Source organism: Burkholderia sp. RF4-BP95 (genome assembly GCF_001521985.1).
Taxonomy (GTDB): Bacteria; Pseudomonadota; Gammaproteobacteria; order Burkholderiales; family Burkholderiaceae; genus Burkholderia; species Burkholderia diffusa.
Window position 1 is genome coordinate 24,869 of the sequence record NZ_LOSX01000039.1, and the last position, 26,085, is coordinate 50,953.

Sequence of the window (26,085 nt, forward strand, 5' to 3'; positions counted from 1 at the left end):
CGTCACCGACGATCGCCCAAAGAGTCCGCTACCACGCCGCATATCACAACGAAAATTCATCGCCGCGGCGTTCCCGTCCAGAAACCTCTGCGGCCAACGAACTTACTTCGTCGCCTGCGATGCGCACAGCTGCTGCCACCGGCGCGCCTTCGTTGCGGAAGCCTTTGCTGGCTCATCGACCGTTCGCCACCAACGTTCGCCGCGATGCGGAGCATCCAGATTGAGTCGCTCGCCCATCCTGGGCGTCGATAGCTCGACGCCACGCACCATTGCCAACGCGGTGACGCGCTCGAACGGTTCCTGCCAACGGTGCATCGCGAGATCGAACGTGCCGTTGTGAATCGGCATCAGCGTGCGCCCGCGCAGGTCGATGTGCGCTTGCACGGTTTCTTCCGGCTGCATGTGCACGTAGGGCCACTGCGGATCGTATGCCCCGGTCTCGATCAGCGTCACGTCGAAGGGCCCAAGCCGTTCGCCTATCGTCCGGAAACCGTCGAAGTAGCCGGTATCGCCGCTGAAGAACACCCGCAGGTCGTCGTCGACGATGACCCACGACGCCCATAGCGTGCTGTTGCCGTCAAATAAGCTGCGCCCGGAGAAGTGCTGTGCCGGTGTCGCGGTCAGCGTCAGGCCATCGACTTCGACACTTTGCCACCAGTCGAGCTGGCGTACTTTTTTCCCGTCGATACCCCATTCGATCAGGCGGTCGCCGACGCCCAACGTCGTGACGAACACGCCAGTGGTCGCCGCAAGCGCGAGCACCGTGTCACGGTCGAGGTGATCGTAGTGATCGTGCGACAGGAGCACGCCACGCAACGGCGGGAGGTCCTCGAGCGCGATTGGCGGCGCATGGAAGCGCTTCGGGCCGATGCGCCGGAACGGCGATGCGCGTTCGGCAAATACGGGATCGGTCAGCCAGAATTCGCCGCGCAGTTTCAACAGTACCGTCGAGTGTCCTAGCCGATACAGGCTGCGGTCGGGGGCTGCGTCGAGTTGTTCGCGAGTCAGTGAATCGATGGGCAATGCGCCTGTCGGAACCGTGTTGCGTGGTTTGTTGACCAGCATATTCCATGCAATGCCCAGCGTTTTACCGAAGCCTTCAGCCGGTCGCGGTGCAACGTTGCTGAAGCGTTCGCCGTTGTGCTGCGGCGACTCGCCGGACAGGGTGCGGCCACGCCTGGCGGCGGCGAAACCTAGCATGCGATGAAGAAATACGAGAGGCGAAGCCATGTCGATTCGTCCGGAAAATAAAGTACACCGAACAGTGTAGTTTATCTCCGTCAAAAGTAAACTCAAGGGTGTAGAATTTTTCGAATGAATACGAGCACTTCTCCTCAACGGCTGACCGACCGAAAGCGAGCGGCAATACTCGCCGCGGCGATCGACGAATTCCTCGCGGCCGGCTATGACGCGACCAGCATGGATCGCATCGCCGCTCGCGCGGACGTGTCGAAGCGCACCGTCTACAACCATTTCCCTGGCAAGGAAGCATTGTTCGCGGCGATCCTGCATCAGCTGTGGGACGCAACGCTGACCGCCGGCGCGCCGGCCTACTGCGCCGACGTCCCGCTGCGCGATCAACTGATCGCGCTGCTGGGCCGCAAGTTGCGGCTACTGAACGACGAAGCGTTTCTTGCACTCGCCCGCGTCGCGATCGGTGCGGCTATCCATTCGCCGGAGCGCGCGCGAGACATGGTCGAACGCATGGGCGAGCGCGAAGAAGACGTGACGGTCTGGATTCGTGCGGCCGCGGCGGCTGGCCGGTTGTCGGTGACTGATCCCGTATTTGCCGCGCATCAACTGCACGGGATCGTGAAAGCGTTCGCGTTCTGGCCGCAAGTGACGATGGGCCAGCCGCCGCTCGGCGTGCAGGAACAACAGAAGGTCGCGGAAACGGCTGCTGACATGTTTCTTGCGTACTACGCGCGCGCGGATCACGCCGATGTGTCACGTACAGTGCAAGACTGACCGCACGTCGCGCGAAGCACGATGCGGAATAGTCGCGTCGATATCCGCAACGCGAGCCTCATCCTCCGCCTCGAGGAAAGCGCCATTCGACAACCGGCGAACGCAGGCACCGGTACACACGTCTACGTAGCCAGATTGAGCCGCACCGACGCATGCGGCAGGCGCAAATGAAACCGAACGCGAGCGAAAACCGATGAAGACGCTGTTGATCGTCTATCACACGATGACCGGAGGCACGCAGCAAATGGCCGAAGCGGCCGCGGCTGCCGCGCGCGCGCAACCCGGCGTCGACGTCAAGTTGCAGCGTGCGGATGCGACCAGCGCGGACGATGTGCTCGCCGCCGACGCCTACCTGTTCGCGACGCCGGAAAATCTCGCCGCGATGTCCGGGCTGATGAAGGATTTCTTCGATCGCTGTTACTACGCGGCGCTCGATCGCGTGAACGGTCGCCCGTATGCGGCGATGATCTGCGCGGGCAGTGACGGACAGAACGCGCTGCGTCAGATCGACCGGATCGCAACCGGATGGCGGCTCAGGAATGTGTCGCCGGGCCTGATTATCTGCACCCACGCGCAAACGCCGGAGCGGATCCTCGCGCCGAAGACGATTGGCAGCGAGGATCTCGCGCGCTGCGCGGAGATCGGCGCGGGGCTCGCTGCGGGTCTTGCACTCGGCGTGTTCTGATTGCCGGCGATCAAGTCGGCCGAACCGGGGGCTGCGGCAGCACGCAACGACCGGAGCGCGACGCCTGCCGTATGGCGCCGATTGCAGCGAATTCCCGAGACGCGTATTTTGCGCGAGACATCGCTCGTGCGAATCGCATTGCAGTTTGCGACAGCTGCACCCGTGGAATGTCGATACCTTAGTCTGCCTTAGTCAGCCTTTGTCGACACTGGCGGCCGATGGTATTCGGGCCACAGGCTTTTCACGAGATCGCGTGAAGCGCCATACGCATGGCAGCTGTCGATCTTGAGCGGTTTCCCGTCATCGCCTCGCTGATTCAGCGACGACGGGCGCACGCCGACCGTCGTCTGATAGGCCGCGGTCGCGACAGGACCGAGAATTTCCTTCAGATGCGTGCACGTGTCACACGACGGCAGACGCTTGCGGACCTCGCTGTTCCACCCGGCACCGATGCGCAGTCCGACGAGCGCCTGCAGCGTGTCGCCGCCGCCCGGACACTGCGCATAAGGATGCGACCTGATGAACGTGGATACCGCGCGCACGATCATGTCGGTGTCGAAGACCAGCGTTACGCCGAGATCGTGAATCGGCGCCAGCGCCGCGATGGTGCGCGTGCCGCCGGGCGGCGTGAAATCGCTCGTCTTGCGGTCCGCGAGACAGGCCGTGACTTCGAACAGACCGTCGCTGCGCCGATAGCCGCGCATGTCGATCCGCCGATGGTGAATCTCTTCGCGCGTGACGCCGTCGTGCGGGAGGTCGTGTCGGGAATTCATGTATTCGCTCCGTGTCGTACGGCCGGGGTCATTTTGCATTCGACCGCGATGTCGTCGGCTGAACAGCGCGTCGTGAAGCCGGCCACGGCGAACCGCCGACGCTGTCGATCCGGCCAATAGCACGCACTTTCCGATGCCGGCATGCGCTCGACGATCGATGCGGCCGCAACTAATAGCCTGACGGCAGAGATCGATGCACACTCGCCGCGCCGCGCTTATCGTATGCGAAAGCCCCGGTCTTTCGGACGATGCGGATCGGCAGAATCCGACGTCTTCGCTATCCGTACCATTGCTCGCCATTTCGTACTGTGGAATAACCGGTGCATCGCATGACTGGCGCACTGAAGCAGAAAGACCCGTAACGACACTACGTAACGCGGGTGTCGATCCACCGCGAAAACGCCGCCATAATGCGCAACACGACCGCGCGGACGCATTGCCTTGCCATCGGATCCATCAAACGCGAACCGTTGAGTCAACCGACTGCCGCGCGTACCGGTATACTTCCACTCCTGCCTTTGTCCGGCATCGTGGCCGGGTGCCTGAAACAGTGGTGGTGGCGATGCGGCCCCGCAATGATCCGCGTCGGTGGCAGACGAGCCGCAGGCGATGCGGCGAACGCCGATGTGCGGAATGGCTGCACGAACCACACCTTATATTCCTGGTGGATTGAATTTATGGGTTTTGAACAACTTGCCGAATTGCGGGCGCAGCTCGCAGCAAAGGCCAAGCAGGAGCGCAACGCGAAGCGACCGGCTACGCAACCGGACGCAGGCGCGAAGCCGAAGTCCGGCGACCGGCCCGCTCGTGGGGCCAAATCGGGTGCCGGGGCCAAAGCGTCGTCCGGCGCGAAGCCCGCTTCGGCGAAGCCGTCGACGCCGGTCGATCCGGTCATCGTCGCGATCGGCAAACTGCAGCGCCGCTTCCCGCGCGCGTTCCCGAAGAATCCGGCTCCGAAGGTGCCGCTGAAGGTCGGTATCTGGGACGACCTCGCTCGCGAGGCGCAAGCCGTCGGCCTGAGCGAGGCCGAGCTGCGCGAGGCGATGTCCACGTGGTGCCGCGGCAATCGTTACTGGTCGTGTCTCGTCGAAGACGCGGTACGGGTCGATCTGCAAGGTAACGAAGCGGGGCGCGTGACGCACGACGACGCGGCGCGTGCGCGCCGGCTGAAGTCGCGCCGTCCGGGCAACAAGGGCGGCGCGCAAGCGGCGAAGGGCGCACCGCAGCAGCCGAAGGTGGAAGCGCAGGCCGCCGCCGCGCCGCAGCCGGCGACCGCGGAAGCACCGGCCGACGCAGCACCGCAGCCCGAGCAGCAAACGGCCGCGAGCGAGTAACACGCGATGTGTCGCCGCGCGACCGCGCGGTGACGGCCTGCCTGCACCACGCATGCAGCGCACACATGACAGACCGACCTGTCCTCCGGGGCAGGTCGGGACTGCCTCCGCTGGCGGCACAGCCAGTCAGCCTCACCCAATCCTCATCGAACTGCCAATCGTGACCCACGTCCACTCGCTCACGTTTCGTCCACGATAATTCGTTTTCCTAATGTAATCGGATTGCAGATGAAACCCCGAACGCGCTCCGACACGAATTTGTCGGACGTGAGCCGCAGTCAAACGCAAAGTGCGGCCATATTCGAAAGCCCGCAGGGCGATGTCCGGACGCACCGCACGGCCGCCCGCCCGTCAGTTGGCGACCAGTCACACACACGCGATAATCTCCCCGGCACGAATCGTCGGGCCGGCGCGTTGCCGGTCGCGCATGACGCGACAGCTACCTGAAAGCCGGCGCAATTCGTCCGACATTCCCCAAAATTGAAAGGCACCGGCAAGGCGTACGCGTCACCGCGTCACACGAAGCTTGCCGATTTCATACGCACAACGCGCTACGCAAAGACCGCATCATGAACCCGAGACATTCCGCGATTCTCGTCGCGCTCACGGCTGCCGCGCTGTTCGGCGCCGCGACGCCGCTCGCCAAGGCACTGATCGGCGCGATGTCGCCGTTCATGGTCGCCGGCCTGTTCTATCTCGGCAGCGGGATCGGCCTCGGCGTTGGAATCCTGTTGCGCGGGCTGCGCCGCCGCCGCGCGCCGGCCGAGAACGCCGCGCCGCTGCAACGCTCGGACCTGCCGTGGCTCGCCGGCGCGATCGCGGCCGGCGGCGTCGCGGGGCCGGCGCTGCTGATGCTCGGACTGTCGAGCACACCGGCTGCGACGAGTGCGCTGCTGCTCAATCTCGAAGGCGTGCTGACAGCGGTCATCGCGTGGGTCGTGTTTCGCGAGAACGTGGATCTTCAGGTGTTTCTCGGCATGGTCGCGATCGTCGCCGGCGGCACGCTGCTGTCGTGGGGCCCGGGGCGCGCGGGCGTGCCGGTCGGCGCGTTGCTCATTGCCGGCGCATGCCTGTGCTGGGCGATCGACAACAATCTGACCCGCAAGGTTGCCGCGAACGATGCGATGGTCATCGCGTGTGCGAAGGGCCTGGTCGCCGGGCCCGTGAACATCGGTATCGCGCTCGCGACCGGCGCGGCGCTGCCCGCCATTCCGGCCGCGGCCGCCGCGATGCTGACCGGCCTCGGCGGCTACGGGATCAGTCTCGTGTTGTTCGTCGTGGCGCTGCGCCATCTCGGCAGTGCGCGCACGGGCGCGTATTTTTCGGTGGCGCCGCTGTTCGGCGTCGTGCTGTCGCTGCTGATCTGGCCGGCGCTGCCGTCCGTCACGTTCTGGATCGCGGCCGCGTTGATGGCGCTCGGCATCTGGCTGCACGTGCGCGAACGGCACGAACACGAGCACGCGCATGAACGACTCGAGCATACGCACCGGCATCGGCATGACGAACATCATCAGCACACGCACGATTTTCCGTATGACGGTGATGAACCGCACACGCATCCGCACGTGCACTTGCCGATCACGCACAGTCACGCGCATTTCCCGGACATTCACCACCGCCATCGGCACTGATTGCGCGGCAAAGGACAACGACGCGCGCGGCGTGCAATGCGCATCGCAAAGTAGCTGTTTATGGGGACGTTATCGGGTGCCCGCAGGGTCGCGTCGACGTCGTTCGATTGCGACTCAGTCTTCTGTCTGAATCAACCGGATCAACGACCCGTCCGGGTCGACCAGCGCGCCGACGGTGCCGCCCCATGCCTCGCGCTTCGGCCGATGCGCGCGTGGCCAGCCGGTCGTCTGTTCCGGGATGCCGGCGGCGAGCACATCGTCGAAAAACGCACCGACGTCGCCGAGCCGGAAACAGCAGCTGAACCAGCTCGTGGCCGGATCGAGACCGGGATGCGGAAAGAATTCGAGCAGCAGATCGCCGCGTCTCAGGATCATCCAGCCGTCGTCGCGCCAGGTTTCGACGAACCCGAGCTTCGCGTAGAACAGCGACGTGGCTTCGAAATCGCGCGACGGCAGATTGGGACTCGCAAAGTCGGTCAAGGCCGGTTCTCCAGTGAGCGTTGCGGTCGAACGAACGCGCGGGAAAACGCGCGGACGGGATGTCGCGCATCATCGGTCAAACGATGCGCACCGACAAGCTGCGCAGGCCGCCGTCGCGATTATCGCCCCGTGGGGAAGCAGAATCCGAAATCCTCGCAGCCCGGGCATCCTGGCGCGGGCCCGGGCGGCCGGCCGAGCGATGCGGCCACTTCGTGCGCGAGGAATTTCTTCCAGCGCAGCTGCGCGACATTGCGTGCGGCAAGCGCGGGGAAATAGCGATCGAGCATCGCGGTTACCGCGTCGCGTCCGTCAAGGCCAAGATCGCGCCACAGGTGATCGGGGCGCAGGCACGCATGCGCGATGATTGCAGCGACGCAGTCGGCATCGTCGTGCGCGACGGCGGGATGCGCATCCCGCATCAACAGCGCATGTAGCGTCTCGACGAATTGCGCGTGCGCGGCCGGCAGCGGTGCGACGGTGGCTGCCGGCGCGAGCGCCGACGCATCGGCGGAACTCAGGCGCGGAAACTGGCGGGCAAGCAGGCCGTTCAACCGGGCGGGAGACAGGCCGAGCAGCGCGAGCTCGTTGCGGCATGCGCGTGCCGCAATGAGTTCACCGAACAGACGTGCATCCGGAGAATCGGTATCGGCCGCGCCGGACAGCAGCGCTTGCAATATGCGTCGATGCGCATGCTCGAGCGCGGACGTCATTGCAATCACCGGAGGATCACTCGACTCCGACGATCACGCTCGATGCCTTGAACAGCGCGGACGCGGCTTTGCCGCTCGCAAGGCCGAGACGATCGACGCTGTCGTTGGTGACGATCGCGACGATCTCGGCGCCGCCTGCGGCCTTGATCACGACTTCCGAATTGACCGCACCCTTCGCGATCGACGACACGGTGCCCGCGACACAGTTGCGCGCCGACACCTTGCTGCCGTCGACGTCGACCATCACGATCACCGACGATGCCTTGACGAGCGCGAAGGCCTTCGCGCCGGCCGCGAGACCGAGCGATGCCACGCTGCCGTGCGTGATCACGGCGACGATGTCGAGGCCGTCCTGGGTACGCAACGTGATTTCGTCGTTGACGGCACCGGGCTTGACGGCGCTGATCTGGCCGGCGAATTGATTACGGGCGCTGGTGCGCATGATGACTCTCCAGGAAAGGGGCCGCCCGGCGGGCGGCGAGCGAACGGCGGAAACCGCGGACGAGTTTACCGGCAATGCAAGTCAAGCGCGACGTGGGCATCGACATACCGGACATGCGAAACGGCGCACGATGCTGCGCGACGGCAGGCATGTCGTGCACGCCGCCCCGCGCGCGCTTACTTCGCAGCCGCCGACGCAGCAGCTGGCGTGCCCGCCGTCGACGTCTGCTGCGCCGCAGCGGCCGTCACATCGCCTTCCCAGCCGCCGCCGAGCGCGAGGAACAACTTCACCTGGTCTGCGGCGACCTGACCTTCGGCCGCGGCGACCTGCGCACGCACGCTCGTCAGCGTGCGCGTCGCATCGAGATCCGAAATGAACGATTCGCGGCCGGCCGTATACAGCCGATGCGTTTCGTCAGCGGAACTGCGCGCCGATTCGTAGGCCGTGCGCAGCGCGTCGGTGCGCTGCACGTCGGCTGCATAGGTCGCGAGGCTCGACTGCGTCTCGCGCAGCGCGTTCAGTACGACGCCGTCGAAGTGCGCGAGCGCGCCCCCGGTCGCCGCCTCGGCTTCGCGCACGCGCGCGCGCTGGCCGTTGACCGGGAACGACCAGCTGATCAGCGGTCCGAACGACCAGCGATTCGTGGTGGACGAGAACAGATCGGCGGCGACGCCGACCGAACCGGCGGACGCGCCGATGCTGATCGACGGATACAGCGCGGCGGTCGCGACGCCGATCCGTGCGGTCGAGGCGGCGAGCTGACGCTCGGCTTCGCGAACGTCGGGACGGCGGCGCAGCAGCGCTGCGCCGTCGCCGATCGGAATCGGCTGGCGCAGCTTCGGCAGGCGCTCGCATTCGGTGACCGCCTTCGGCAGATCGGCGGGCGAACGCGCGAGCAGCGCGGCGAGCTGGTATTGCGCGATCTTGCGGCGGCCTTCGAAGCGCGGGATGTCGGCCGCGAGCGTGCGTACCTGCGTGACGCCGCGCGTGACGTCGGTCTGGTTGCCGCGTCCCGCATCGCGCAGGCGCTGCGACAGCTTCACGCGCTGCTGCTGCAGCGCGAGCGACTGCTTCGCGATCGCGAGTTCGTCGCCGGCGGAGCACGATTCGACGTAGGCACGCACGACGTCCGCGACGACGGTGATGCGCGCGAGGTCGGCGGCCGCTTGCACGGCTTCGCTGTCCGCGCGCGCGGCCTCGACCCCGCGACGCAGCTTGCCGAACAGATCGAGTTCGTATGACACGCTGATGCCGACCGCGCCTTCGTTCACGACGGGCAACTTGTTTTCGAGCAGATATTGTTCGGCCGATTCCTGCGCGCGCTGCACGGCTGCTTCCGCGCTGCCGGAGAAGCCGCCTTGTTCGTTCGCGACTTCCAGCGCCGCGCGCGAACGCGCGAGGTTGGCCGCGGCGACGCGCAGGTCGGTGTTCGATTTCAGCGCACTGCGCACGAGTTCGTCGAGCACGGGATCGTCGTACAGCTGCCACCAGTTGCCGGGCACTGCGTCGCGCGACACGAGCGTGTCGTTCGCGTCGTCGAGCGCGTGGTTCGCGAGCGGCGCATTCACGTATGCCTGCTGCGGCAGCTTGTAGTCGGGGCCGACGGATTTGCACGCGCCGAGTGCGAGCGCGAGCGGCGCGAGTGCCGCCGCGAGGCGCAGGCCGTGCCGCTTCATTGCGATGCTCCCGCCGCGCTGACGGCCGCGGGCGCGGATGCCGCGGACGCGCCGGCGGCCGGCTTCGCATTGTTGTCGCGGCGCGTGTCGGTGCGCACCGCGACGGTCGCGGTGCGGCCGGCGATCATCCGGAAGTCGTCGGGCACCTCGTCGAGCACGACGCGCACCGGCACGCGCTGCGCGAGCCGCACCCAGCTGAATGCGGGGTTCACGTTCGGCAGCAGGTTCGCGCCCTGCGTGCGGTCGCGATCCTCGATCGCGGCGACGATGCTCTGTACGTGGCCGCGCAGCGGATGCGGCTCGCCCATCACGACGATGTCGACCGGCTGGCCGATACCGATGCCGCGCAGCTTGGTTTCCTCGAAGTAGCCGTCGACGCGGAACGAATTGCGATCGACCACCGACAGCACCGCGCGGCCGGCCGGCACGTATTCGCCGACGCGCGGTGCGCGGTCGTTCAGGTAGCCGTCGACGGGGCTCACGATCGTCGTGCGCTGCAGATTGAGCTTCGCGGTGTCGAGCGACACCTGTGCATCGGCGGCGGCAGCTTCGCCCTGTTCGACGCGCGTGCGGCTTTCCTCGACCTGCTCGCTGGCGACCAGGTTGCCGAGCTGCAGGTTGCGCGCATATTCGCGCTTCGCCTGAGCGAGCGTCGCGCGACGCTGCGCGAGCGTCGCTTCGGCCAGCCGCTCCGCGAGCGTGTAGCGGGCCTGGTCGATCACGAACAGCACCTGGCCGCGCTTCACCTCCTGGTTGTCGGCGACGTGCACCGCGGTGATGAGCCCCGACACGTCGGGCGCGACCTGGATCACGTCGGCGCGCACATGGCCGTCGCGTGTCCACGGCGAGAACATGTAGTAGTTGATAATCCGCCACAGTACGAGGGCGGCTACGACGACGACGATCAGGGTGAGCAGGATCTGCCCTGCCGAGAGCCAGGTTTTTTTCACGGTTAGCTAGCCACGAGATGGTGAGACACGATGACGACCGCGGCAAGCACGAACACGTAGATGCCGAGGTCGAAGATCGAACGGTGCCAGACGAGGCGGTAAAAGCCGACGCGTTCGAGCAGCGCGCGCACGACGATGTTGATCAAGTAGGCGATCAGCATCAGCACGAGCGGAGCCGGCACGAATACGCCGAAGATGTCGATTTCGCCGATCATGGTCGCGGTCGGAAAGACAGGTTGGAAAGCGGGATCATGCGCGCGCTCCGTCCGGTGCAGCATGCGGCGGCTGCGCGGACGCGGCCGGGTACAGCGACAGGCGCAGGCCGACGAGCGCGTGCAGCGTGTCGCGCAGCCGGCGGTGTGTCGCGGGCGTGGCCGGCGCTGCGGGCGCGGCGTGCGTCGTGCCGTCGCCCGCCGACGCGGCGGCCGTGCCAGGCAGGTTGCGGCCGGCCACGCGCTGCAGCGCATCGTCGATCGATGCGAGCAGCGCGGGCGGTGCAGGCTGTCGCGCATTCGCGGCCGCGCAGCGCGTGTAGTGATCGGTGACGCCGGCCAGCACGCGGTCGATCGCGTCGGGCACGTCGCCCGTCAGCTTGCGGCGCGAGCGGCGCAGGTCGAGCGCGTTCAGCGCGATGCGCAGGTCGCGGAAGCTCTCGATCGACGGATGGCGGTGGTCGTCCGACGCGCCGAGGCGCGGCAGCAGTTGCGTGACGCGATCGAGCATGCGCGATGCGTGGTTGCGCTGGTCGTCGAGCGGCTGCGTCGATGCGGAGCGTGCGACGTCCTCCCAGCCCGAACGCAGCAGGCGCCGCACCGCGAGTTCCGCGCCGAACGGACGCGTCGCGCGCGTCCAGACGTACGCGAACAGCAGCCCGGCGACGCCCGCGAGGTTGCTGTTCAGGAACACGAAGAAATCGGCGTCGTACGCACTCTGGATGCTGATGAAGGTGGCGGTGTTCACCGCGACGAGCATCGTCACCATATTGAACTGCGGGCGCGGCAGCAGCGTGCCGATCAGGATGAACGGCCCCGCGAACATCAGGACGAGCATCGGGAAGTCGTGCACGTGCGGCAGCACGACGAACAGGTACAGGCCGGCGAACACGACGCTCGCGGCCGTCGACAGGAAGAACTTGAACACCAGCGGTGCCGGCTCGTCGAGCGCGGCGAAGAAGCTGCACGACACGGCCACGAGCGTGACGGCCGCGGCGCCGTCGTGCCAGCCTGACGAGATCCACAGCGAGCATGCGACCACGATCGCGAGCACGACGGTGAGCGTCGAGAACAGCATCATCCCGCGATCGAAGAAGCGTTCGGTGCCGCCGAGCCGCCAGTGCCGGAAACGCGGCTGCCAGACGCCCGACTCGTTCGCGATCAATGCGCGCAGCGAGCGGCAGTCCTGCCAGATGTCGATGACCTGATGCAGCCGCCACAGCGCGTTCGACAGCAGCGCGCCGTCCCAGCTCGCGAGGTCACTGTCGGACGGCTGCAGCGACGCGATGCGCTCGCGCAGATTGTCCGCGACCGGATCGTGGGCCACGTCGCCGTCGGTGCCGGTCTTCACGGCCGGCAGCGGTGCATCGAACCACTTTGCCGCGTCGGCGAGCAGCGCGTCGAGTGCCGGCGGTCGCACGTGCAGGTCGCGCATCAGCGCGATCAGCGGATCGGCGAGCGACGACATCAGCGGCAGGAACAGCTGCATGCGGCCCGCGAGCGCCTGCGCACGGGCGAGCACGCGCGGGTGCGCATGGTCGTAGCTCAACTGGCTCAGCAGGAATTCGAGGCCGGTGATGGTCGCGGCGAGGCGTTGCCGGCACGCCGACAGCGCCTTGCCCGCGATGTGCCCCGACAGTGTCTCGCGACCGTAGAACGCCGCGTCCTTGAACCATGCGTCGGTGCGCTCGATCAGCGTCGGCGCGAGCCGGTTCGGGAACACGGCGCTGCCGACAACGCTCGCGCACACGATGCCGAGCACGATTTCCTCGGTCCGCGCGATCGCGACGTCGAAGATCGTCGACGGATCGGTCACCGTCGGCAGCGCGACCAGCGGCATCGTGTAGCCGGCGAGCATGAACACGTAGCTGCGCGCGGTGCGGTCGGAGATCGCGAGGTAGAGCAGCGTACCGCACCACGTCGCGACGATGATGCTGAACAGGAATGGCGTCTCGACGAACGGCGGCACGAACAGGATCGCGGCGGCCGCGCCGAGCGCGGTGCCGAGCGCGCGATACAGCGCCTTCGAGCGCGTCGCGCCGACGAACGGGTTCGACACGATGTAGACGCTCGCCATTGCCCAGTAAGGGCGCGGCAGCTGGAAATAGAGGCCGAGATACAGCGCCAGCATCGACGCGGCGAACGTCTTGCCCGAGAACAGCCAGTCGCGAAGGCTCGGATAGGTCATGACGCGGAATCGGCGGGGTGAGACGGGCGCGACGCCGGATGCTGCGGGTCAGCCGCGTTGAACGCGTTCAGCACGCGCAGCGTCGCTTCGAGATCGGCACGGGTGACACCCTTGAGCACCTGGGCGCGCAGCACGCGCAGGTCTTCCTCCATCTTGGCAGTGACCGCGCGGCCGGCAGTCGTCAGCGAGATCGTCTTCGCGCGGCGGTCGTGCGGATCCTCGTCGCGGCGAGCGAGGCCGGCCGCGCACAGCTGGTCGAGCAGGCGCACGAGCGACGGCCCCTCGATGCCGACGTGTTCGGCGAGCGTGCCCTGGCGCACGCCTTCGCCGAGGCGACCGGCAATCAGCAACGGCGTCGCGCAGGCTTCGGACACGTTGTACGCGGTCAGCACGGTGTCGCTCGTGCGGCGCCATTTGCGCGCGGTGAGCACCAGCAGGCTGCTGACGGCGAGGCGGAGGTCGTGCAGATTGGTCATGGGCGAGATGATAGGGGCAAAAACATTCGATAGCAAACTATCGTTTTTGTCACTCGCATGTCATGCCGCACGCCCGGGGCGTCGCCCCGCAACGAGCAATTTAGGCGGTCGGTCCGGCGCCGGTCAAGCTGTCACGTTGCAAGCGACCGGCGGATCCTCATGTGTCGCGTGCAATCCGGATCGAACGCGGCGATCGCACGTGACGGCTCGGCGGTCAAGCGTGGGTTGTAGGGGCGTTGTAAGAAAAATGCGACCTGGATAATCGCGTACCGGCCGTGCCGCCCGACCGGGATCGCGCGATGCGCACCGTACTGTCCTGGCTCCGCACGCGATTGCACTAGGACAATAATCTCCGGGTGTCTTTCTGAGCGACCATGCGGAAGCAACGACGGAGACATCGAGATGGGACGGACCGAGGTATCGGCGCGCTGGCACGACGCGATCGGCGCGGTGCACGGCATCGAGTCGAAATACAAGCGGCTCGTGAAGGCGATCGCCGCCGACATCGAAAGCGGCGCCCTTGCACCGGGCGCGCGGCTCGCGCCGCAGCGCGACGTGGCGTCGAGTCTCGGCGTCAGCGTGCAGACCGTCACCAATGCCTACAAGGAACTCGAAAGGCAGGGTCTGATCCGCTGCGAAGTCGGGCGCGGCAGCTTCGTAGCCGCGCGCGTGACCGAATCGATGTCGAACTACATCCTCGATACGGCCGAGCGCGAACTGGTCGACTTCTCGATCGCGCGCATCGTGCACACGCCGGAGCACGACGCCGCGTGGCGGGCCGTCTGCGCGGCGCTGGCCGATGTCGACGACCAGCCGTGGATCCGCTCGTTCCGGCCGATCGCGGGCCTCGATGCGCATCGCGAGGCCGGTGCCGCATGGCTCGCGTCGCTGAATCTGCCGATTCATCCCGAATCGCTGTTGATCACGAACGGCGCCGCGCACGGCATCTTTCTCGCGCTCGCGTCGATCGTCGGGCCGGGCGATACCGTGCTGTGCGAGAGCCTGACCGACCACGGCGTGATCGGCTCCGCGAACGTGCTCGGGTTTACGCTGAAGGGGCTCGAGATGGACGAACACGGGATCCGTCCCGAACATTTCGAGGAAATGTGCGACGGCGAGCGAATCAGTGCGCTCGTCTGCACGCCGACCCTCAATAACCCGACGGTATCGATGATGTCCGATTCGCGCCGCAAGTCGATCGCGCGCATCGCGTCGCGCTACGGCGTGTACGTGATCGAGGACGACGTATACGGCCCGCTGCCCGCGAAGACGGCCACGCCGATCGCGAGCCTGATTCCGGACCTCGGCTTCTACTGCACGAGCATGACGAAATCGGTGCTGACCGGGCTGCGCACCGGCTATCTCGCGATGCCGAGGCGGCTCGCGCTGCGCGTCGAGAGCGTGCTGCGCGTGAGCAGCTGGATGGCGACGTCACCGATCGCGGAGATCGCGACGCGCTGGATCGCGGACGGCACCGCGCGACGGCTCGTCGAACTGCAGCGGCAACGGCTCGCGGTGCGCCAGGACATGGTGAAGGCCACGCTCGGCCCCTATGTGCTGGGTGCGCATCCGAACGCGCTGTCCGCGTGGCTGCGCGTGCCCGACTACTGGCAGGCCGACCGGCTCGTGCGCGAATTGCGGACCCGCAAGATCGCCGTGACGTCGCCCGATCCGTTCCTCGTCGGCGGCACCGAGCGGCCGAACGCGGTGCGCGTGTGCATCGGTGCGGAGACGACGGATGCCGCATGCAACGCCGCGCTCGCGACGATCGCTGGCGTGTTCGAGCAATATCCGCACGTGCACGATTTTCACTGAAGCGAAGCGGGCGTCGTGCCAGCGACGCACAATGTATCAGGACATTCGAAAGCGCAATTTGGAACATTAGACTGGATCGCACTACATCAATGATGAGGCGTGCGATCCATGTCCCTCCTGTCGCTGTCCGACGTCTACCGCGCGCGCCGACGCATCGCCGGGCATGCGTGCGTCACGCCGCTCGTCGCGTCCGCTGCGTTGTCCGCGCGGGTCGGCGCATCCGTCCACCTCAAACTCGAAACGCTGCAGCCGACCGGCAGTTTCAAGCTGCGCGGCGCGACCAACGCGCTCGCCGAACTCGCGGCACGGCGCGTGACGCGCGTCGTCACCGCGTCGACCGGCAATCACGGCCGTGCGGTTGCGCATGCGGCGCGTACGTTCGGCATCGAGGCCGCCGTCTGCATGTCGTCGCTCGTGCCGTCGAACAAGGTCGACGCGGTCGCCGCGCTCGGCGCGCGGGTCGTGATCGCCGGCGACAGCCAGGACGATGCGCAGGCCGCGGCGCGGCGCCTCGTGCGCGACGAGGGCTACGCGTACGTGCCGCCGTTCGACGATCCGCGCATCATCGCCGGGCAGGCGACGATCGGCGTCGAGATTCTCGAAGCGCTGCCCGATACGTGCACGCTCGTCGTGCCGCTGTCCGGCGGCGGATTGTTCAGCGGCGTCGCGTTTGCCGCGAAGGCGATCCGGCCCGCGATCGAGGTGATCGGCGTGTCGATGGCGCGCGGCGCCGCGATGCACGCGAGCCTCGCGGCCGGACGACCGGTCGACATCGACGAACAGCCGACGCTTGCCGATTCGCTCGGCGGCGGCATCGGCCTGGACAACCGCTACACGTTCGACATGACGCGCGCGCTGGCCGACGACGTCGTGCTGCTCGACGAGCCGGCGATCGCGCGCGGCGTCGCGCATGCGTATCGCGAAGAGCGTCTGGTCGTGGAAGGCGCGGGTGCGGTCGGCATTGCCGCCGTGCTGGACGAACGGATCGCGCACAGAGATCGCAGTGGCCCGATCGTCGTGATCGTCAGCGGCGCGAACATCGACATGGCCGTGCATCGCCGGCTCGTTTCGGAGAACTGACATGGCCCATCCCGTCACGCTGCTCGGACGGGCGCAACTGCGCGCACTGGTCCCGCTCGATCTCGCCGCGATCGACCAGGTCGAGGCCGCATTCGCGTCGCTCGCAACCGATGCGGTCGCGATGCCGCCGATCCTCAATCTCGCGCTGCCGGCGCGGCACGGTGAGGTCGACGTGAAGACCGCGTACCTGCCGCGCTTCGACAGCTTCGCGATCAAGGTCAGTCCCGGCTTCTTCGACAACCCGTCGCTCGGGCTGCCGAGCCTGAACGGGCTGATGCTCGTGCTGTCCGCGCGCACCGGCCTGACCGAAGCCGTGCTGCTCGACAACGGCTACCTGACCGCCGTGCGCACCGCGGCGGCCGGCGCGGTGGCCGCGCGCCGGCTCGCGCGCGCCGATGCGCGCCGCGCCGCGATCATCGGTGCGGGCGAACAGGCGCGGCTGCAGCTCGACGCACTGATGCTCGTGCGCGACATCGCGCACGTGACGGTCTGGGCGCGCGACGCCGAGCGTGCCACGCGCTTCGCGGCCGACGTGCGTGCCGCGCACGGGATCGACGCGGTTGTCGCGCGCTCGGTGCATGCAGCGCTCGCCGACGCGGACGTCGCGGTGACGACCACCCCCAGCCGCGAGCCGCTCGTGCACGCCGAGGATCTGCATCCGGGGCTGCACGTGACGGCGATGGGCTCGGACGCCGACTACAAGACCGAACTCGCGCCGTCGGTGTTCGGCGCGGCGCGCTACTTCTGCGACCGGTTGCAGCAGACCCGCGTGGCCGGCGAACTCGCGCACGCGATCGCCGCCGGTGCGGTCGCGGCCGACGCGGTGTTTCCCGAACTCGGCGAAGTGATCGCCGGGCAGCGCGAGGGCCGCACTCATCGCGACGACATCACGATCTGCGACCTGACCGGCACCGGCGCGCAGGACACCGCCATTGCCGTGCTCGCGCTGCAGCGCGCCCGCGCGGCCGAGGTGGGCACGATTTTTCACAACGACCTCACGACTTGAGAGGAGACAGATGTCCGCAGTCATCGAAACCCACGAAGCCGCGCCGCGCCTCGCGTTCGAGCATAGCGAGTACGCCGCGCGCATCGCGAAGACGCGCGCGGCGATGCAGCGGGCCGGCATCGACCTGCTGATCGTCACCGACCCGACCAACATGGCCTGGCTCACCGGCTATGACGGCTGGTCGTTCTACGTGCACCAGTGCGTGCTGCTGCCGATGGACGGCGAGCCCGTCTGGTACGGCCGCGGCCAGGACGCGAACGGCGCGAAGCGCACCGTGTTCATGGCGCACGACAACATCGTCGGCTATCCTGATCATTACGTGCAGTCGACGGCCCGTCACCCGATGGACTTCCTGTCGACCGAGGTGATCGCCGCGCGCGGCTGGAGCATGTTGCGCATCGGCGTCGAACTCGACAACTACTACTTCAGCGCGGCGGCGTACGCGTCGCTGCGGAAGCATTTGCCGGCCGCGCGCTGGGTCGATGCGACGGCGCTCGTGAACTGGCAGCGCGCGGTGAAGTCGCCGCGCGAGATCGAGTACATGCGCGTCGCCGCGCGGATCGTCGAGCGCATGCATGCGCATATCGTCGACACGATCGAGCCCGGCATGAAGAAGAGCGATCTCGTCGCGCAGATCTATGCGACCGGGATCGGCGGCGCGGACGGCTTCGGCGGCGACTATCCCGCGATCGTGCCGCTGCTGCCGACCGGCGCCGACGCGGCCGCGCCGCATCTCACCTGGGACGACACGACATTCGCGCGCGGCGCGGGCACGTTCTTCGAGATCGCGGGCTGCTACCGCCGCTATCACTGCCCGCTGTCGCGCACCGTCTATCTCGGCAAGCCGCCCGCGCACTTCGTCGAAGGCGAGCGCGCGGTGGTCGAGGGGATCGAGGCGGGGCTCGCCGCCGCGAAGCCCGGCAACGTATGCGAAGACATCGCGAATGCGTTCTTCGCGGTCCTGCGCCGTGCCGGCATCGAGAAGGACAGCCGCTGCGGCTACCCGATCGGCGCGAGCTATCCGCCGGACTGGGGCGAGCGCACGATGAGCCTGCGCCCGGGCGATCGCACGGTGCTCGAACCCGGCATGACGTTCCATTTCATGCCGGGACTGTGGCTCGACGACTGGGGGCTGGAGATCACCGAAAGCATCCTGATCACCGAGACCGGCGTGGAGACGTTCTGCAACGTGCCGCGCAAGCTGTTCGTGAAGGAGTAGGACGATGCGTGCTTCTCCGATCACGCCGACCGTCGATTTCGACGCGGACGGCGAACAGCATGGCTTTCTGAAGCTGCCTTATTCGCGCGACGATTCCGCGTGGGGCGCGATCATGATTCCGGTGACCGTCGTGAAGCGCGGCGACGGGCCGACGGTGTTGCTGACCGGCGGCAACCACGGCGACGAATACGAAGGGCCTGTTGCGCTGTCGAAACTCGCCGGCTCGCTGAAGGCAGCCGACGTGACCGGTCGCGTGATCGTCGTGCCGTTCATGAACTACCCGGCGTTTCGCGCCGGCTGCCGCACGTCGCCGATCGATGCGGGCAACCTCAACCGCAGTTTTCCGGGGCGTCCGGACGGCACCGTCACCGAGAAGATCGCCGACTATTTCCAGCGGCATCTGCTGCCGCTCGCGACGCACGTGCTCGATATCCATGCAGGCGGCCGCACGCTCGATTTCGTGCCGTTCGCGGCGATCCACGTGCTGGATGATCGCGACCAGGAAGCACGCTGCGAACGCGCGATGCGCGCGTTCGGCGCGCCGTACTCGATGCGCATGCTGGAGCTCGACAGCGTCGGGCTTTTCGACACCGCGGCCGAGGCGGCCGGCAAGGTGTTCGTGTCGACCGAGCTCGGCGGCGGCGGATCGTCGACGGCCGCGAGCGTCGCGATCGCCGAGCGCGGCGTGCGCGGCTTTCTCGCGCATGCGGGCGTGCTCGCGAACGTCGACGGCGAGCGCGGCCGCACGCGCGGCGCGCCACGCACGACCACGCTGCTCGACATGCCGGACGGTTCGTGCTTCACGACCAGCGAGCATCGCGGGCTGCTCGAGATGTGCCGCGATCTCGGCAGCGAGGTCGACGCGGGCGACGTGCTCGCGCGCGTGCACGACATCGACCGCACGGGCGTCGCGCCGGTCGAATACGTCGCGCGGCGGCGCGGCCTGCTCGCGGCCCGGCACTTCCCGGGCATCGTGCAGGCCGGCGACACGATCGCGGTGGTCGCCGACATCGTCGAGCGCAACATTCCGGTGGCCGCATGAGGATGCGCACGACGTGATCAAGCTCGACCGATACGACCTGGCGATCCTGCGCATCCTCGAGCGCGACGGGCGCATCACGAAGTCGAAGCTCGCGGAGGCCGTGAACCTGTCGATCTCGCCCGCGTGGGAGCGCGTGCGCAAGCTCGAGGAAAGCGGCGTGATCCGCGGCTATCGCGCGGACGTCGACTGGATCGGCACGTTCTCGGGCAGCCGCATCGTCGTCGAGGTGACGCTGTCGCGTCATACCGCGCCCGACATGCGGCGCTTCGAGGACCGGGTGAGCGCGGCGCCCGAAGTCGCGCAGTGCTATGCGACGGGCGGTGGCGTCGACTACGTGCTGCACGTGGTCGCGCGCGACATCGACCACTACCAGCGCTTCATCGATGGCCTGCTGATGGACGACCTCGGCATCGAGCGCTACTTCACGTACGTCGTGACGAAGGTCGTGAAGTGCGAATCGGGCGGCGCGCCGGACTGGCACTGAAACTTCGCGCGAACGCGGGCCAATACGGAAAAAACCGCAAGGCGTGAGCGCCGAAACCGAAATTTCCGCAGCCGGCGGCACGACAGAATGAAGCTCGTGCCCACCCAAACGAGGAGACGCAGCATGCTGCCCGGACACCCCGTTCTGTTCAAGTCGACGTGCTATGTCGACGGTCGCTGGATCCACAGCGACAGTGCCGCGACGGTCGCCGTCGTGAACCCTGCCGATCAGGCCGTGATCGGCCATGTGCCGATGCTGGAGCGCGCACAGATCGTCGCGGCCGTCGACGCCGCGCAGCGTGCATTCGACACGTGGCGCTGGACGCCGCAAGCCGTGCGCAGCGTGGCGCTGCTGCGCTGGCATGCGCTGATCCTGCGGCATCTCGACGATCTCGCCGCGTTGCTGTCGCTCGAACAGGGGAAGCCGCTCGCCGAATCGCGCGGCGAGATCCGTTATGCGGCGAGCTTCGTCGAGTGGTTCGCAAACGAGGCGAAGCGCGTTGCGGGCCGCACGATCCCGACGCACATCGACGGCGCGCATCTCGGCACGCTGATGGAGCCCGTCGGCGTCGCGGCGCTGATCACGCCGTGGAATTTCCCCGCCGCGATGATCACGCGCAAGGCCGCCGCCGCGATCGCGGCCGGCTGCGCGGTGGTGGTGAAGCCCGCGCACGAAACGCCGTTTTCGGCGCTCGCGCTCGCGCAGCTCGCCGACGAGGCCGGTTTCCCGGCCGGTGTGTTCAACGTCGTGCTCGGCGAGCCGCAGATGGCGATGGAAACGCTCGTCGGCGATGCGCGCGTGCGCGCGGTGAGCTTCACCGGATCGACGCGCGTCGGGCGGCTCGTCACCGAGACCGCCGCCAAGGCCGGCATTCGCAAGGTCGCGCTCGAACTGGGCGGCAACGCGCCGTTCATCGTGACCGAGGACGCGGACCTCGAGCAGGCGGTGCGGATCGCCGTCGGCGCGAAGTTCCAGACCTCCGGCCAGGACTGTTGCGCGGCGAACCGGATCTTCGTCGCGCGCCCGCTCTATGAAGCATTCGTCAACCGCTACGCGAACGCGGTGCGCGAACTGAAAACCGGCCCGGCGTTCGAGCCGGACGTCGACGTCGGTCCGCTGATGCACCAGGCAGCATTCGACGCGACGGCGGCACGCGTCGACGACGCACGTGCACGCGGCGCGCGCATCGTCACCGGCGGGCGGCCGCACGCGCTCGGCGGCTGGTTCTACGAACCGACCGTGATCGCGGATGCCGCACCCGGCATGCGCGTGTACGACGAGGAGAACTTCGCGCCGATCTCGGCGGTGTGTGCGTTCGACACGCTCGACGAAGTGGTCGGCAAGGCCAACGACACCGAATACGGCCTCGCCGCCTACGTGTGTGCGACGCGCATCGACACGATCTTCCAGCTCGTGCGACGGCTCGACTTCGCGATGGTGTCGGTCAACGGCGTGAAATTCACCGGTGCGCCGATCCCGTTCGGCGGGATGAAGGCGTCGGGCCTCGGGCGCGAAGGCGGCGCCGAAGGGTTCGAACCGTTCACCGAAACCAAGTATTTCTGCCTCGGCAATCTCGGCCTGCCCGTCGCGGCGACGGCCTGACCCATTCAAAGGAGCCCATCATGAAACAATCGATCGACGCACTGCTGCGCGAGGACCGCACCCACTTCATGCATCCGTCGACGCACGCATACGACCACGAGACCGGTGCGCTGCCGGGCAAGATCGTGCGCGGCGCGCAAGGCATTCACATCGAGGATCACCAGGGCAAGCGCTATATCGACGCGTTCGCCGGCCTCTACTGCGTGAACATCGGCTACGGCCGTACCGAAGTCGCCGACGCGATGTACGCGCAGGCGAAGCAGCTCGCGTACTACCACACGTATGTCGGCCACTCGTCGGATGCGATCATCGAGCTGTCGTCGCGCATCATCGACTGGGCGCCGGCCGGGATGAAGAAGGTTTACTACGGGATGTCGGGTTCCGACGCGAACGAGACGCAGGTCAAGATCGTCTGGTACTACAACAACGTGCTCGGCCGCCCGAACAAGAAGAAGATCATCTCGCGCGAGCGCGGCTATCATGGCTCCGGCATCGTGACGGGCAGCCTCACGGGCCTGCCGAGTTTCCACCAGCATTTCGACCTGCCGATCGACCGCGTGAAGCATACGGTGTGTCCGCACTGGTATCGCAAGGCGCCGGCCGGCATGAGCGAAGCGCAGTTCGTCGCGTACTGCGTCGACGAACTCGAAAAGCTGATCGCGCGCGAAGGCGCCGACACGATCGCCGCGTTCATCGCGGAGCCGGTGATGGGCACGGGCGGCATCATCGAGCCGCCGGCCGGCTACTGGCCCGCGATCCAGGCCGTGCTGCGCAAGCACGACATCCTGCTGATCTCGGACGAAGTCGTCTGCGGGTTCGGGCGCCTGGGCTCGAAGATGGGCGCGCAGCACTTCGGGATCGCGCCCGATCTGATCACGGTCGCGAAGGGGCTGACGAGTGCGTATGCGCCGCTGTCGGGCGTGATCGTCGGCGAGAAGGTGTGGGACGTGATCGCGCGCGGCTCGCAGGCGCACGGGCCGATGGGGCACGGCTGGACGTATTCGGGTCACCCCGTGTGCGCGGCCGCCGCACTCGCGAACCTCGCGATCCTCGAACGCGAGAACCTGGTCGGCAACGCTGCCGAAGTGGGCGCGTATTTCGGCGCGAAGCTGCGTGACGCGTTCGGCGCGCATCCGCTCGTCGGCGAGGTCCGCAGCGTCGGGATGCTGGCGGCGCTCGAGTTCATGGCAGACAAGGATGCACGCACGCCGTTCGATCCGTCGCTGAAGATCGGCGCGCAGGTATCGGCCGCGGCGCTGCAGCGTGGCGTGATCGCGCGCGCGATGCCGCACGGCGACATTCTCGGCTTCGCACCGCCGCTCGTGATGACGCGCGCCGAAGCCGACGAGATCGTCGGTATCGTGAAGGAAGCGGTGGACGAGGTCGCGGAGCGCAATGTTTCGATCGTAGCCTGAGTTTCCTGCGGGTCCGATGCGCGCGCAAGCGCGCGAAATGACGCCGTCGCACGGAAGTGCGGCGGCGTTTTTGCTTCACGACGCATCACCATCTCTGCAAGAACGGCGGCGATCGCTCAACCATCGTCAATCCGGTCTGCACGGCAGCCCGCTGCGTGCCCCGCATCACTCAGTAGTCCCACACGACAGGGACGAAGCGGAAGCCGTCGCCGTCTCTCGCAATGTGGCCGATCGACGGAAACGCGACATGCGCCGCGGCCAGCATCGCGCCGGTTTCGGCGGCGTCGTTGAACAGTGCGATCCGGACGTCGGTAGCCGCTTGCGGATCGTGCTCGAAGCCGTTTTGCCAGTCAGGATGGTCGAAGTTCACTTCGAAGATCGCGTCGCCCACGAACGTCAGTCGTTCGCCGTTCGATGCGATATCGACCACGCAGTGTCCCGGCGTATGGCCGCCGGTCACGCGCGCCGATACGCCGGCCGCAACTTCCACGGTGTGGTCGAACGGTACGATGTGCTCGCGATACAGCTCCACGAATCGCGCCGCGGCCTTGTGTAGCGCGGGCGGGACGGTTTCCGGCATCACCGTCTTGCTGAAGTCCGGATTCTTCCAGAACGCCAATTCCGCGGCCGATACGTGAATGCGCACGTCGGGGCTCAGCCGGGCCTTGACGCCGTCGACGTTCAGGCCGCCGACGTGATCCATATGCATGTGGGTGATCACGATGTCGGTGATCGCGGCGAGATCGATGCCCGCGGACTCGAGACGCATCACCGACCGTCCCGCGCGCGTGAAGTATTCGAAGCTGTCGCCCACGCCCGAGTCGATCAGGATCAGGCGATCGGCGCTGCGCACCAGCGCGATATTCAGCGCCCAGTCGAACATGTCGCGTTGCAGGAACCGTCCGTCGAACCATTCGTTGCGGTCCGCCTCGCTCACATTGGTGGACATCGTGGAAGTCGGCAGCGGCAGAACGCCGTCGCTGATCAGCACGACGTCGACGTCGCCGATGCGCACCGCGTAGCGGGATGGAACGAGTTCACCAGCCGCTTCCTTGCCCAGCGGGGTCGTTACCGGCCGCACGTTGTGGATTGATCCGTTCATGTTCAATCGTCCTCTTCATCGAGTGGGGTCTTCCGCGCCGCGCAGCGCGGTTCGCGCGCGATCGCGCATGACGCGCTTTTTGTGTCGCGCGCATGCCGATCGAGCATGTCGGCGATTGTAGGGAGGCCCGGCGAACGCCTGAAGCACCGCGCCTGCGAACATCGTGTTGTCCTCGCGACAACAATCCGCCGGCGGGTTCATGGCGTTGAAATGCACATCGCCCGCCGTCCGTCGTCGGACCGCGGGCGATGCAAGGGATGCCGTTTATGGGAGCGGCGTGCGCGCCGCATCCGGTATCAACCCGGCTGTCGCCCGGGCACCGTCTCGCCGCGCAGCGAGCATCCGCGCGTCTCGATCACGCCCGACAGCGCCACCAGCCCGATCGCACAGGCCGCCATCATGTAATACGCGGGAATCAGCGCATTGCCGGTCTTGCCGATCAGCCAGTCGTTGACGATCGGCGCGGTGCCGCCGAACAGCGAAGTCGACACGTTGTACGCGATCGCCATGCCCGCATACCGCACGTGGGTCGGGAACATCGCCGGGAACATCGCGGAGATGGTCGCGAGCTGCGGCACGTACAGCAGGCCCAGCACCGCGAAGCCGACGAATGCGCCGAGCACGCCGTGCGTCATCAAGGTGAACATCGGCACGGCCGCGACGAACAGCCCGACCAGCGAGATCCACCACATCGCCTTGCGGCCGACGCGATCCGACAGCCAGCCGGCGAACGGCAGCAGCACCATCATCGCGAGCATGCCGATCAGCGGAATCAGCAACGACATGTTCTCGCTGACGCCGAGCTCCTTGTGCATGTAGGTCGGCATGTACGCGAGCAGCACGTAGTTGACGACGTTCAGTGCGACGACGAGCCCGCCGAGCAGCAGCAGTGGCCGCGCAAAACGGACCAGCAGCTGACCGATCGGCAGCGCGGTCGCGGCGGTGCTCTGCTCGCGCCGATGCGCCTGCTCCTCGAGTTCGCGGAACACCGGCGTTTCCTCGAGGCGCGAACGCAGATAGAAGCCGATCAACCCGAGCGGCGCCGCGACGAGGAACGGCAGGCGCCAGCCCCACGCATGCATCGCGGTGTCGCCGAGCAGCAGTGCGAAGCCGAGCATCAGCAGCGCGCCGAGCGAGAACCCGGCGAGCGTCGCGAATTCGAGGAAGCTGCCGCACAGGCCGCGTCGCGAATCCGGCGCGTATTCGGCGATGAAGGTCGCCGCGCCGCCGTATTCGCCTCCGGTTGAAAAGCCCTGCACCATGCGCAGCACGATCAGCGCGGCCGGCGCGAGCCAGCCGGCGCTCGCATACGTTGGCAGCACGCCGACGAGCAGGGTCGCGCCCGACATCGTGAGGACGGTCAGCGCGAGCACGCGCTTGCGGCCGAGGCGGTCGCCGAGCGGGCCCCAGAACAGGCCGCCGAGCGGGCGGATCAGGAACGAGATCGCGAAGGTGCCGAGTGCGAACAGCGTCGCGCTGGCCGTGTTGCCGGGAAACAGCGCGGCGGAGATGTAGGCGAGTCCGTACGCGTAAATGCCGTAATCGAACCATTCGGTCGCATTGCCGAGGGCGGCGGCCGCGATCGCGACCCGCGGCAGGCAGTGCGGCTCGTCGCCGCGGGAAGCCGTCTCGTCCGGAACGGACGTGGCGGCGGAAACGGAAGTCCACGATGGCACGTATCGCATGAGGGGTCCTCGCTATCAGCGTGCGCCCGGGCGGGCGCCGACGAGGATCAAAGTAATCCCGCCAATTAGCGATGCCCGATGTCATAGGACGATGTGGGGATCGGGGTTTT

At 67.1% G+C, this 26,085-nt stretch carries 24 protein-coding genes; 12 read left to right on the forward strand and 12 right to left on the reverse strand.

Annotated elements, in window-relative coordinates:
- Nucleotides 1–102: 102 nt before the first annotated feature.
- Nucleotides 103–1,230, reverse strand: a complete 1,128-nt coding sequence (locus tag WS46_RS15155; protein ID WP_059690980.1) for an MBL fold metallo-hydrolase — start codon at nucleotides 1,228–1,230, stop codon at nucleotides 103–105.
- A gap of 84 nt (nucleotides 1,231–1,314) precedes the next feature.
- Between WS46_RS15155 and WS46_RS15160 the strand changes: the two genes are divergently transcribed.
- Together WS46_RS15160 and WS46_RS15165 are read left to right on the forward strand one after the other, a co-directional pair.
- A complete protein-coding gene (locus WS46_RS15160; RefSeq protein ID WP_059690981.1) occupies nucleotides 1,315–1,968 on the forward strand; it encodes a TetR/AcrR family transcriptional regulator in 654 nt (217 codons plus the stop codon).
- Between the two features lie 193 nt (nucleotides 1,969–2,161).
- Entirely contained in the window at nucleotides 2,162–2,653 is a 492-nt protein-coding gene (locus tag WS46_RS15165; protein ID WP_059690982.1) for an NAD(P)H-dependent oxidoreductase, read from the forward strand.
- Between the two features lie 188 nt (nucleotides 2,654–2,841).
- On the opposite strand, the gene WS46_RS15170 is transcribed toward WS46_RS15165, so the two are convergent.
- On the reverse strand, nucleotides 2,842–3,426 hold the full coding sequence (locus WS46_RS15170) for a DUF2889 domain-containing protein (RefSeq protein ID WP_059690983.1): 585 nt from the start codon (nucleotides 3,424–3,426) through the stop codon (nucleotides 2,842–2,844).
- Nucleotides 3,427–4,103: 677 nt separating this feature from the next.
- Between WS46_RS15170 and WS46_RS15175 the strand changes: the two genes are divergently transcribed.
- Together WS46_RS15175 and WS46_RS15180 are read left to right on the forward strand one after the other, a co-directional pair.
- On the forward strand, nucleotides 4,104–4,760 hold the full coding sequence (locus WS46_RS15175; RefSeq protein WP_059530813.1) for a ProQ/FinO family protein: 657 nt from the start codon (nucleotides 4,104–4,106) through the stop codon (nucleotides 4,758–4,760).
- A 569-nt stretch (nucleotides 4,761–5,329) separates the two neighbouring features.
- The gene (locus tag WS46_RS15180) at nucleotides 5,330–6,391 is read left to right on the forward strand and encodes a DMT family transporter (RefSeq protein WP_059690984.1); all 1,062 of its coding nucleotides are present in this window, start codon (nucleotides 5,330–5,332) and stop codon (nucleotides 6,389–6,391) included.
- 114 nt (nucleotides 6,392–6,505) lie between these two features.
- On the opposite strand, the gene WS46_RS15185 is transcribed toward WS46_RS15180, so the two are convergent.
- The 8 genes from WS46_RS15185 to WS46_RS15220 all read right to left on the reverse strand — a co-directional run bounded on the left by WS46_RS15185 (nucleotide 6,506) and on the right by WS46_RS15220 (nucleotide 13,525).
- Complete coding sequence (locus tag WS46_RS15185) at nucleotides 6,506–6,871, reverse strand: bleomycin resistance protein (RefSeq protein ID WP_059690985.1); 366 nt, start codon at nucleotides 6,869–6,871, stop codon at nucleotides 6,506–6,508.
- A gap of 119 nt (nucleotides 6,872–6,990) precedes the next feature.
- Nucleotides 6,991–7,581 (reverse strand): nitrogen fixation protein NifQ, encoded by a 591-nt coding sequence (locus WS46_RS15190; RefSeq protein WP_059690986.1) that lies wholly within the window; start codon nucleotides 7,579–7,581, stop codon nucleotides 6,991–6,993.
- A gap of 16 nt (nucleotides 7,582–7,597) precedes the next feature.
- The gene (locus tag WS46_RS15195; protein ID WP_059690987.1) at nucleotides 7,598–8,023 is read right to left on the reverse strand and encodes a molybdopterin-binding protein; all 426 of its coding nucleotides are present in this window, start codon (nucleotides 8,021–8,023) and stop codon (nucleotides 7,598–7,600) included.
- A gap of 176 nt (nucleotides 8,024–8,199) precedes the next feature.
- On the reverse strand, nucleotides 8,200–9,699 hold the full coding sequence (locus WS46_RS15200; protein ID WP_059690988.1) for an efflux transporter outer membrane subunit: 1,500 nt from the start codon (nucleotides 9,697–9,699) through the stop codon (nucleotides 8,200–8,202).
- On the reverse strand, nucleotides 9,696–10,649 hold the full coding sequence (locus tag WS46_RS15205; RefSeq protein ID WP_059690989.1) for an HlyD family secretion protein: 954 nt from the start codon (nucleotides 10,647–10,649) through the stop codon (nucleotides 9,696–9,698). The genes WS46_RS15200 and WS46_RS15205 overlap by 4 nt, the downstream gene beginning before the upstream one ends.
- 2 nt (nucleotides 10,650–10,651) lie before the next feature.
- On the reverse strand, nucleotides 10,652–10,864 hold the full coding sequence (locus tag WS46_RS15210; protein WP_044849171.1) for a DUF1656 domain-containing protein: 213 nt from the start codon (nucleotides 10,862–10,864) through the stop codon (nucleotides 10,652–10,654).
- Nucleotides 10,865–10,898: 34 nt separating this feature from the next.
- A complete protein-coding gene (locus tag WS46_RS15215) occupies nucleotides 10,899–13,049 on the reverse strand; it encodes an FUSC family protein (RefSeq protein WP_059690990.1) in 2,151 nt (716 codons plus the stop codon).
- Nucleotides 13,046–13,525 carry a MarR family winged helix-turn-helix transcriptional regulator gene (locus WS46_RS15220; RefSeq protein ID WP_059690991.1) on the reverse strand — a complete coding sequence of 160 codons (480 nt, stop codon included), beginning with the start codon at nucleotides 13,523–13,525 and terminating at the stop codon, nucleotides 13,046–13,048. Before WS46_RS15220 ends, WS46_RS15215 begins: the two co-directional genes overlap by 4 nt.
- A gap of 402 nt (nucleotides 13,526–13,927) precedes the next feature.
- Between WS46_RS15220 and WS46_RS15225 the strand changes: the two genes are divergently transcribed.
- From WS46_RS15225 to WS46_RS15260, 8 genes are all read left to right on the forward strand, one after another.
- Nucleotides 13,928–15,340, forward strand: coding sequence for a PLP-dependent aminotransferase family protein (locus WS46_RS15225; protein ID WP_059690992.1), 1,413 nt, complete (start codon nucleotides 13,928–13,930; stop codon nucleotides 15,338–15,340).
- 108 nt (nucleotides 15,341–15,448) lie between these two features.
- Nucleotides 15,449–16,420 (forward strand): hydroxyectoine utilization dehydratase EutB, encoded by a 972-nt coding sequence (gene eutB / locus WS46_RS15230; protein ID WP_059690993.1) that lies wholly within the window; start codon nucleotides 15,449–15,451, stop codon nucleotides 16,418–16,420.
- A gap of 1 nt (nucleotide 16,421) precedes the next feature.
- Complete coding sequence (locus WS46_RS15235) at nucleotides 16,422–17,426, forward strand: cyclodeaminase (RefSeq protein ID WP_059690994.1); 1,005 nt, start codon at nucleotides 16,422–16,424, stop codon at nucleotides 17,424–17,426.
- Between the two features lie 10 nt (nucleotides 17,427–17,436).
- Nucleotides 17,437–18,645, forward strand: coding sequence for an ectoine hydrolase DoeA (doeA, locus tag WS46_RS15240; RefSeq protein ID WP_059690995.1), 1,209 nt, complete (start codon nucleotides 17,437–17,439; stop codon nucleotides 18,643–18,645).
- Between the two features lie 4 nt (nucleotides 18,646–18,649).
- A complete protein-coding gene (gene doeB / locus WS46_RS15245) occupies nucleotides 18,650–19,687 on the forward strand; it encodes a N(2)-acetyl-L-2,4-diaminobutanoate deacetylase DoeB (protein WP_059690996.1) in 1,038 nt (345 codons plus the stop codon).
- A gap of 13 nt (nucleotides 19,688–19,700) precedes the next feature.
- The gene (locus WS46_RS15250) at nucleotides 19,701–20,171 is read left to right on the forward strand and encodes an Lrp/AsnC family transcriptional regulator (protein WP_059530774.1); all 471 of its coding nucleotides are present in this window, start codon (nucleotides 19,701–19,703) and stop codon (nucleotides 20,169–20,171) included.
- Nucleotides 20,172–20,294: 123 nt separating this feature from the next.
- Nucleotides 20,295–21,773, forward strand: coding sequence for an NAD-dependent succinate-semialdehyde dehydrogenase (locus WS46_RS15255; protein WP_059690997.1), 1,479 nt, complete (start codon nucleotides 20,295–20,297; stop codon nucleotides 21,771–21,773).
- Nucleotides 21,774–21,793: 20 nt separating this feature from the next.
- A complete protein-coding gene (locus tag WS46_RS15260) occupies nucleotides 21,794–23,188 on the forward strand; it encodes an aspartate aminotransferase family protein (RefSeq protein WP_059690998.1) in 1,395 nt (464 codons plus the stop codon).
- 169 nt (nucleotides 23,189–23,357) lie between these two features.
- On the opposite strand, the gene WS46_RS15265 is transcribed toward WS46_RS15260, so the two are convergent.
- Both WS46_RS15265 and WS46_RS15270 read right to left on the reverse strand, forming a co-directional pair.
- Complete coding sequence (locus WS46_RS15265; RefSeq protein WP_059690999.1) at nucleotides 23,358–24,290, reverse strand: MBL fold metallo-hydrolase; 933 nt, start codon at nucleotides 24,288–24,290, stop codon at nucleotides 23,358–23,360.
- 296 nt (nucleotides 24,291–24,586) lie between these two features.
- Nucleotides 24,587–25,975 (reverse strand): MFS transporter, encoded by a 1,389-nt coding sequence (locus WS46_RS15270; protein WP_059691000.1) that lies wholly within the window; start codon nucleotides 25,973–25,975, stop codon nucleotides 24,587–24,589.
- Between the last annotated feature and the right edge of the window lie 110 nt (nucleotides 25,976–26,085).

Bases quoted from the DNA above. Each gene is read 5' to 3' on its own strand.
- WS46_RS15155 (WP_059690980.1), bottom strand. From the start codon at position 1,230: ATGGCTTCGCCTCTCGTATTTCTTCATCGCATGCTAGGTTTCGCCGCC.
- WS46_RS15160 (WP_059690981.1), top strand. From the start codon at position 1,315: ATGAATACGAGCACTTCTCCTCAACGGCTGACCGACCGAAAGCGAGCG.
- WS46_RS15165 (WP_059690982.1), top strand. From the start codon at position 2,162: ATGAAGACGCTGTTGATCGTCTATCACACGATGACCGGAGGCACGCAG.
- WS46_RS15170 (WP_059690983.1), bottom strand. From the start codon at position 3,426: ATGAATTCCCGACACGACCTCCCGCACGACGGCGTCACGCGCGAAGAG.
- WS46_RS15175 (WP_059530813.1), top strand. From the start codon at position 4,104: ATGGGTTTTGAACAACTTGCCGAATTGCGGGCGCAGCTCGCAGCAAAG.
- WS46_RS15180 (WP_059690984.1), top strand. From the start codon at position 5,330: ATGAACCCGAGACATTCCGCGATTCTCGTCGCGCTCACGGCTGCCGCG.
- WS46_RS15190 (WP_059690986.1), bottom strand. From the start codon at position 7,581: ATGACGTCCGCGCTCGAGCATGCGCATCGACGCATATTGCAAGCGCTG.
- WS46_RS15195 (WP_059690987.1), bottom strand. From the start codon at position 8,023: ATGCGCACCAGCGCCCGTAATCAATTCGCCGGCCAGATCAGCGCCGTC.
- WS46_RS15200 (WP_059690988.1), bottom strand. From the start codon at position 9,699: ATGAAGCGGCACGGCCTGCGCCTCGCGGCGGCACTCGCGCCGCTCGCG.
- WS46_RS15210 (WP_044849171.1), bottom strand. From the start codon at position 10,864: ATGATCGGCGAAATCGACATCTTCGGCGTATTCGTGCCGGCTCCGCTC.
- WS46_RS15215 (WP_059690990.1), bottom strand. From the start codon at position 13,049: ATGACCTATCCGAGCCTTCGCGACTGGCTGTTCTCGGGCAAGACGTTC.
- WS46_RS15220 (WP_059690991.1), bottom strand. From the start codon at position 13,525: ATGACCAATCTGCACGACCTCCGCCTCGCCGTCAGCAGCCTGCTGGTG.
- WS46_RS15225 (WP_059690992.1), top strand. From the start codon at position 13,928: ATGGGACGGACCGAGGTATCGGCGCGCTGGCACGACGCGATCGGCGCG.
- eutB (WP_059690993.1), top strand. From the start codon at position 15,449: ATGTCCCTCCTGTCGCTGTCCGACGTCTACCGCGCGCGCCGACGCATC.
- WS46_RS15235 (WP_059690994.1), top strand. From the start codon at position 16,422: ATGGCCCATCCCGTCACGCTGCTCGGACGGGCGCAACTGCGCGCACTG.
- doeA (WP_059690995.1), top strand. From the start codon at position 17,437: ATGTCCGCAGTCATCGAAACCCACGAAGCCGCGCCGCGCCTCGCGTTC.
- doeB (WP_059690996.1), top strand. From the start codon at position 18,650: ATGCGTGCTTCTCCGATCACGCCGACCGTCGATTTCGACGCGGACGGC.
- WS46_RS15255 (WP_059690997.1), top strand. From the start codon at position 20,295: ATGCTGCCCGGACACCCCGTTCTGTTCAAGTCGACGTGCTATGTCGAC.
- WS46_RS15260 (WP_059690998.1), top strand. From the start codon at position 21,794: ATGAAACAATCGATCGACGCACTGCTGCGCGAGGACCGCACCCACTTC.
- WS46_RS15265 (WP_059690999.1), bottom strand. From the start codon at position 24,290: ATGAACGGATCAATCCACAACGTGCGGCCGGTAACGACCCCGCTGGGC.
- WS46_RS15270 (WP_059691000.1), bottom strand. From the start codon at position 25,975: ATGCGATACGTGCCATCGTGGACTTCCGTTTCCGCCGCCACGTCCGTT.